Raw genomic sequence first — 7,262 nt, forward strand, 5'->3', positions numbered from 1 at the left:
TTCGTCCCACCGGTGAGCGGGAGGAGTCGGCCGTGCGTCGACGTGTGCGGGGATTCGCGGTTGCCATTGTCTCGTTCGCCCTCCTGGCGCCGGCCGTTTCGGCACGGGCCGCTGCCGACGACGGGGCCCAACCACAGCCGCTGGAACGGCTCTTCGACAACATCGCGGTCAGCGACGACGCCCGTCCGGGCCCGGCGAACCTCGACGGCTACGGCGGTTCCCTGTCGGCACAGGACCTGGCGGCCGCGGGCTGGACGCCCGGCCGTGCCCTCACCGTGCAGGGGGCCCGGCTGACCTGGCCGCGGCGGCTGCCGGGCGAGCCTGACAACGTTCTCGCCGACGGACAGTCCGTGCGCGTCGGCGGACGCGGCGACGCGCTCGCCTTCCTGGTGGCGGGCACGGGCGGGGCCGCCGCGAGCGGCACGGGCTCGGTCTCCTACCGGGACGGCACCCGCTCCTCGTACGCACTGACCGCGCCCGACTGGCGTGTCGGCCCGCTCGCCACCAAGGCAGTGGCACTGCCGCACATCAACACACCCGGCGGTCAACTCACCGAGCAGACACGGCTGTACGTGGTGACCGTGCCGCTGGTTCGGGGGCTCCAGGTGGCCTCCGTCCAGCTGCCGCGCGCTTCCGGTCTGCATGTCTTCGCGCTGGCCGTGCGGTCCTCGGGCGCGGGCTGGACCGGCAGTTGGGCGGCGGCGACCTCGGGTGTCCGGGCCGTGGGGCCGTGGAGTGACCGGACGGTGCGGCTGGTGGTGCACACATCGGTGGGCGGGTCGCGGGTACGGCTGCGGTTCGACAACACGTTCGCGGCGGCGCCGGTACGGATCGGTGGCGCGACGGTGGCCGTACAGAAGGCGGGGGCGATCGCGCGGGACGTGCCGGTGCCGCTGGCGTTCCGGGGCGCGCGGGGGACCGAGATCCCGGCCGGGGCTCAGGAGTTCAGCGATCCGCTCGGCTTCGTGGTGCCCTCGGATGCGAATCTGCTGGTCAGCTTCCATCTGCCCGGGCCGGTGGCGGCGGCGCCCGTGCACCAGCTGGCGATGCAGCGCTCGTATGTGAGCACGGCGGGCGACCATACCGCGGAGGGCTCCGGGGCGGCGTACACCACGACCCTGTCCAGGTGGCCGCTGCTGACCGGTGTGGACGTGGGCGGTGGGCCGGGGTCGGTGGTGCTGCTCGGGGACTCGATCACCGACGGGGACAAGTCCACGACGGGCGCGAACCGGCGGTGGCCCGACGTGCTGGCCGCACGGCTGCTCAAGCAGCGTGGGGTCCCGCGCTATGGGGTGCTCAACCAGGGGATCTCCGGGAACCGTGTGGTCACCGACCGGTATCCCGGTGACGGGGTCTCCACGGACATGGGCGGGGTCAGCGCCCTGCACCGGTTCGACCGCGATGTCCTCGCCCAGACCTCGGTGCGCACGGTGGTCGTCTTCGAGGGCGTGAACGACCTGCGGGCGCAGACCACGGCGCAGCAGATCGTCGCGGGGCTGCGGGAGATCGCGGACCGCGGGCATGCGCGGGGCCTGCGGATGCTGGCCGCCACGATCCTGCCCTGCGGGGGCGAGACGCGGTGCACGGCTGCCGTCGATGCGGAGCGCTCCGCGGTGAACGCGTGGATCCGGGACTCCGGGGTGTTCGATGCCGTGCTCGACTTCGATGCGGCGGTGCGGGATTCGCAGCATCCGGTTCGGATGCTGCTCGCTTATGACAGTGGGGATCATCTGCATCCGGGGGATGCGGGGCTCGCTGCGATGGCCCGATCCGTGGATCTGCACGCTCTGGTGCCGTGACCGCCCTGGGGGCTGCGCCCCCAGACCCCGCTTCGGCCTGAACGGCCTCGTCCTCAAACGCCGGACGGGCTGGCAGTGGCTGAGGCGGTCTCGTCCGTGCGGGCCGGACCGGCTGGAAGTGGCCGAGGCAGTCCCGTCCGCGCACGCCAGACCAGCTCGAGACGATGGAAGTGGCCCAGGTGGTCTCGCCCGCGCACGCCAGACCAGCTGGAGAGGGCCGACGCGGCCTCGGCCGTGCTCACCCGACGAGTGCCCATGCGCGCCCGAGGGCCGAAGGCCCCGAAGGCTTTGCTCTACACGTCCAGGTCGACCACCACCGGCGCATGGTCCGATGCGCCCTTGCCCTTGCGCTCCTCCCGGTCCACGTAGGCGTCCGTGACCGCCTTGGCGAAGGGCTCGTTGCCGTAGACCAGGTCGATGCGCATGCCGCGGTTCTTGGGGAAGCAGAGCTGGCGGTAGTCCCAGTAGGTGAAGGGGTGCTCGTACTTGAGGGGGCGGGGGACCACGTCCGAGAGGCCGGCCTCGCGCAGGGAGGCCAGGGCCGCGCGCTCGGCGGGGGTGACGTGGGTGAGGCCCTCGAAGGCGGCCACGTCGTAGACGTCGTCGTCCGTCGGGGCGACGTTGTAGTCGCCGAGGACGGCGAAGGGGCGGCTGCCGGCCGCGTCGCCGGCGACGGCGGCCTTGAGGGCCTCGAACCACTGGAGCTTGTAGGCGTAGTGGGGGTGGTCGACCTCGCGGCCGTTCGGCACGTACACCGACCAGACGCGGACCGGGCCGCAGGTCGCCGAGATGGCTCGGGGCTCCTCGCTGCCGTCGTAGCCGGGGTCGCCGGGCAGGCCCTTGACCACTTCCTTGAGGCCGACGCGGGAGAGCACCGCCACGCCGTTCCACCGGCCCGTCGCGTTCACCGCCGCCTCGTAGCCCAGTTCGCGCAGTTGGTCGAACGGGAACTGCTCCTCGGCCAGCTTGGCCTCCTGGAGGCAGAGCACGTCCGTGCCGCTGCTCTCCAGCCAGGCCAGGAGCCTCGGCAGGCGGGCGGTGATCGAGTTCACGTTCCAGGTCGCAATGCGCATGCCTCACAACCTACCGGGCCGGTCTGACAACGCGGCCGGGCCCGCCTGCCGTCCCTGGGCGCGGGCTCAGACCTCCGCCGACTCACCCGGGGTCAGGCGCAGGTGATCGGAGCCGCCCAGAGTGCCGATCTGGCGGTCGTAGATCGGGCGGGCGAGGTCCGTGAGCAGGGCGTCGTGGATGTCGTAGGCACGCTGCGGTTTGACCTCGCGGACGTACTCGATGACCTCGGCGATCTTGTTCCATGGGGCCATGACCGGGAGCATCAGCGTCTCGACCGGGTGGTCGGGGACGGTGAGGGCGTCGCCGGGGTGGAAGACCTTCCCGCCGTCGACGAGGTAGCCGACGTTCGTGATCCGCGGGATGTCCGGGTGGATGACGGCGTGCAGCTCGCCGTGGACCTGGATGTCGAAGCCCGCGGCGGTGAACGTGTCGCCGTGGCCGACGGTGTGCACGCGGCCCGGGAAGGCGGCCGAGATCTGCTCCGCGACGGAGGCGAGGGTCCAGATCTCCGTGGCCGGGTTGGCCTCCATGGCCGCCCGCAGCCGACCCTCGTCGAAGTGGTCGGGGTGCTCGTGCGTGACGAGGATCGCATCCGCGCCGATCGCGGCGTCCTGCTCGCTGAACCCGCCGGGGTCGAGGACGAGCGTGCGCCCGTCCTTCTCGAGACGGACGCAGGCGTGCGACTTCTTCGTGAGCTTCATGGCTCCCATCCTGCCCCGTTCGCCAGGAGCACGGGGCAGCTGAGACTGGTGCTTTCGGTGCCTGGCTGACGATCAGTCGGTGGGGGTCGTTTCCTCTCTTATGACCTGCTGGGCCACCTTGAACGCGCTGTTCGCCGCCGGCACGCCGCAGTAGACGGCCGACTGCATCAGCACTTCCTTGATCTCGCTCGGCGTGAGGCCGTTGCGCAGGGCTGCGCGGGTGTGGAAGGCGAGCTCCTCCAGGTGGCCGCCCGCGACCAGGGTGGCCAGGGTCACGCAGCTGCGGGCACGCCGGTCGAGACCGGGACGGTCCCAGATCTCACCCCACGCATACCGGGTGATGAACTCCTGGAAGTCCCCGGAGAACTCGTCCGCCTGCGCCAACGCACGGTCGACGTGTGCGTCGCCGAGCACCTCGCGGCGCACCTTGATGCCGGTGTCGTAGGGGTCGGGACGTCCGTTCACCGGTGGGGGCACGACGGCGGCCGGGGCTATCTCGGCGATCGGCGCGGGCTGGAGGGGCTGCGGGGACGGCGCGAGTACGGGCTTGGCGGGGGTCGCCGGGATGGCGATCTGACCCGTGGACGACTCGACGTAGCCGGGCTGCCAAGCGGTGGAGAAGTGCCGGACCAGCAGGTCGGTGACGGCGGCGGGCTGCTCGACCGGCACCAGGTGGGAGGCGCCGGGGACGACGGCGAGGCGCGCGTCGGGTATGCCGGCGACCAGGGTGCGGGCCTCGGCGGGACCGGTGACCTTGTCCTCCGAGCCGACCAGGACGAGGGTGGGCACGCCGACGCGGCCGAGTTCGGGCCGTACGTCGAACGCGGCGAGGGCCTCGCAGGCGGCGATGTAGCAGCCGGGGTCCGTGGTGCGGACCATCTGCACGGCCCAGTCGGTGATCGCGGGCTGCGCGGCGGCGAACCCGCCGGTGAACCAGCGGTCGGGGGAGGTACGGGCTATGGGGTCGAGCCCGTTCGTACGCACTATCACCCCGCGCTGCCGGAACTCGTCGGCGGTGCCGAAGCGGGGCGAGGCGGCGATCACCGCGAGCGAGGCGAGCCGCTCCGGGTGGCGTAGGGCCAGCTCCAGACCGATCGCACCACCGAGCGCGCAGCCCGCATAGCCGAAGCGCTGCACGCCGAGCCCGTCGAGCGTGGCCAGCAGCCGGGAGGCGAGTTCGCCGACCGAGCCCACCGGGTGGGCGGGCGCGCCGCCGTGCCCCGGCAGGTCGAAGCGGAAGACGCGCCACTGCTTCGTCAGCTCGGGCACCTGGCGGTCCCACATGTGCCAGGTCGTGCCGAGCGAGGGACCGAGGATGAGGACCGGGGCGTCTTCCGGGCCGTCGAAGCGGTACTGGAGGGCAGGGGTCTTCGTCTCACTCACCGCTCCACGCTAACCGCCTTTTCCTGCCTCCCGGACGTGGGACCCCACGTCCTTGCACCTCACTCCCGCGGATCACCGGTGAACCCTCACACCGCCTTCACCGGATGCCGGGCGGGGCGCGCCTCGCGTCTGCCGTTCACCGTTTCGACGGCGGTGCGGGCGGGATGTGTGCCGTGGTGATCGTCATGGGGGTGCCGGTGACGGCGATGAGGTAGGTGCGTTCATGCGCGTTGTTCGGGAGGGCGCGGAAGCCTCCTTGTGGTTCGACGACGTATTCGGCCCAGGCGTGCGGGGCCAGGGCGGCCGGGCCGGAGGTGATGGTCCACCAGTTGGAGGCGCCCTGACCGGTGCGGCTGGCGAAGTGCGGGACGAGGGTCGTGCCGGTGGTGTTGACGGCCCGCACGTCGATGGCGGTGATCCCGGCGCGCGCGTGGTGCGTGGCGTAGCGAGGGGCGAGGCTCATGCGCAGGGGCGGCGGGCTCGCGGCGGCGACCGTCACACAGGCGAGGGCGGGCAGGAGGAGACCCGCGGCCACGGCGGCCTTGGCGCGGCTGCCGGTGACGCCGGGCAGACGTGGCTGCCAGGCGGTGGCGAACGCGGTGGCCGGGACGGTGGCGGCGGCCGCGAGCCACAGCGGGGTCATCATCAGGAAGTAGCCGTCCTGGGAACGCGTGGCCAGGTAGAACGCGCACCAGGGCAGCACCGTGATCGCGGGGCCGAGGCGCCGGACGAACAGCAGTGTGGCGGCGAGCAGGCCGAAAAGCAGCAGCAGGCTGCCGTAGGAGTAGTAGTCGAGACGGCTGCTGCCGGCGGTGAAGTAGTAGGAGATGCCCATCAGGCCCTGGCCGTGCAGGATCGCCTTCTGGTCCAGTGGCAGCAGCAGACCGTGCAGCCAGGCGGAGAACTCCTGGACGACGAAGTAGGCGTTGACGGCGGTCCAGGCGAATACGGCCGTGGCGGCGTACCGGGCGGTGACGGCAAGGGCCCGCCGCGGGCCGAGTTCGCCGCGTCGGACGGCGTACAGGCCGATCAGGAGGAACGGCGTGAGGAACCAGGCGAGTTGCTGGGCGGCACAGGCCGCGCCCAGACAGGCCGCGCGCAGCACTCCCCTCCCTCCCAGTTGACCGCCCGCGCCCGTGTCCGGCCAGCGCACCACCACGGGGACGAGGAGGGCGAGGGCCGTGATCGCCGGGTAGCCGGCGTAGGCGTAGTGGGGGAGGAAGCCGAAGCCGAGACAGACCGCTGTGGCCGCGGACCGCCAGGGCACCGGCAGCAGGAACCACAGCAGGACCGAGGAGACCAGGAGCGCGCCGGTGGTCACCAGCGTGGCGGCCGCCGCCGAGTGGAGAACGGCCAGCACCGGGGCGACGAGCAGGGGCGTCAGCGGCGGGTAGCCGTAGGTGTAGTCGGCTCCGCCGGACATGGTCTTGGTGATCCCGACCCGTGCGCTGTCGAAGAGCCAGGGCCAGGACTGGCCGTAGACCGGATGGCCGTGCAGGATCTGGCTCGCGGCCTGGGCGGTCAGCACGCCTTCGTCGGTGCCCGCGTGGTCGAGCAGATAGCCGCAGGTCACCAGCGCCACAGCGGTCAACAGCACTGCCGCGTCCACCCGGACCAGCGCCCGCCGGGTGCGCACGAAGAGGGTGAGCACGGCGCAGACCAGGATCGAGCCGTAGCAGACGGAGATCGCCGCGGCGACGGCCGGACGGGATTCCATCGCGGCGGTCCAGGCGTCACGCGTCCCGATGAACAGGCTGATCGTGGCCAACAGCGTCATCCCACGATGCAGTTGCTGGGGACCTGCCTCCGGAATCGCGAGCACGGCAGTCCGGGGCGGAGGCGGCGCCATCAGGTCCGTCCCGGCACTCCCCGGGAGTTCGACGCCTGTTCCGGCGCGATGGGCATCCATCACCCGACCGCCTCCTCTGCCTCGCCTCCATTGGGCGGCACTCACGCGTGTTCGGCCAGTCAGCACCAACTACTACAACGTGTAGGTAAGTGCTGGGCGGGCGAAGTCTCAGAGGATCAGCGGCCATCCGTCGACTGACGTTGTACGGCCTCGCGTGACGCTGTACGGCCTCGTGGAAGGGCAGGCTTCTTCTCACCCACCTCTCACCCTACAAACCGTAGGGTGAGAGGTGATGGTCTTCCGTCACCTGCGCTTGGTGGGGGTCTCGGAGGGTTCGGGGCCCGAGGCGCTGACCGAGGTACGGCCGGGTTTGTGGTGGCGGGGCACGACGTCCTGGGGGAAGGTCAGCTGCTGGTTCATCCACTTCAGGGTGGCCGGCATCTCCCGTACCCAGGT

5 protein-coding genes are annotated in these 7,262 nt (G+C 71.6%); 1 reads left to right on the top strand and 4 read right to left on the bottom strand.

Going from position 1 to position 7,262, the window contains the following annotated elements; all coding sequences use genetic code 11:
• The first annotated feature begins 32 nt into the window (after positions 1-32).
• Positions 33-1,799 (top strand): SGNH/GDSL hydrolase family protein, encoded by a 1,767-nt coding sequence (locus ACWDAG_RS03685; RefSeq protein ID WP_450693914.1) that lies wholly within the window; start codon positions 33-35, stop codon positions 1,797-1,799.
• 293 nt (positions 1,800-2,092) lie between these two features.
• Here the strand turns inward: ACWDAG_RS03685 and ACWDAG_RS03690 are convergent, their stop codons facing one another.
• The 4 genes from ACWDAG_RS03690 to ACWDAG_RS03705 form a co-directional block, all read right to left on the bottom strand.
• Positions 2,093-2,872, bottom strand: a complete 780-nt coding sequence (locus ACWDAG_RS03690; protein WP_450693915.1) for an exodeoxyribonuclease III — start codon at positions 2,870-2,872, stop codon at positions 2,093-2,095.
• 66 nt (positions 2,873-2,938) lie between these two features.
• Positions 2,939-3,574: an MBL fold metallo-hydrolase gene (locus ACWDAG_RS03695; protein ID WP_450693916.1), complete on the bottom strand. Its 636-nt coding sequence runs from the start codon at positions 3,572-3,574 to the stop codon at positions 2,939-2,941.
• A 72-nt stretch (positions 3,575-3,646) separates the two neighbouring features.
• Complete coding sequence (gene pcaDC, locus ACWDAG_RS03700; protein ID WP_450693917.1) at positions 3,647-4,957, bottom strand: bifunctional 3-oxoadipate enol-lactonase/4-carboxymuconolactone decarboxylase PcaDC; 1,311 nt, start codon at positions 4,955-4,957, stop codon at positions 3,647-3,649.
• Between the two features lie 136 nt (positions 4,958-5,093).
• Positions 5,094-6,734, bottom strand: a complete 1,641-nt coding sequence (locus ACWDAG_RS03705) for a hypothetical protein (RefSeq protein WP_450693918.1) — start codon at positions 6,732-6,734, stop codon at positions 5,094-5,096.
• Between the last annotated feature and the right edge of the window lie 528 nt (positions 6,735-7,262).

This window comes from Streptomyces sp. NPDC001157 (assembly GCF_053598255.1).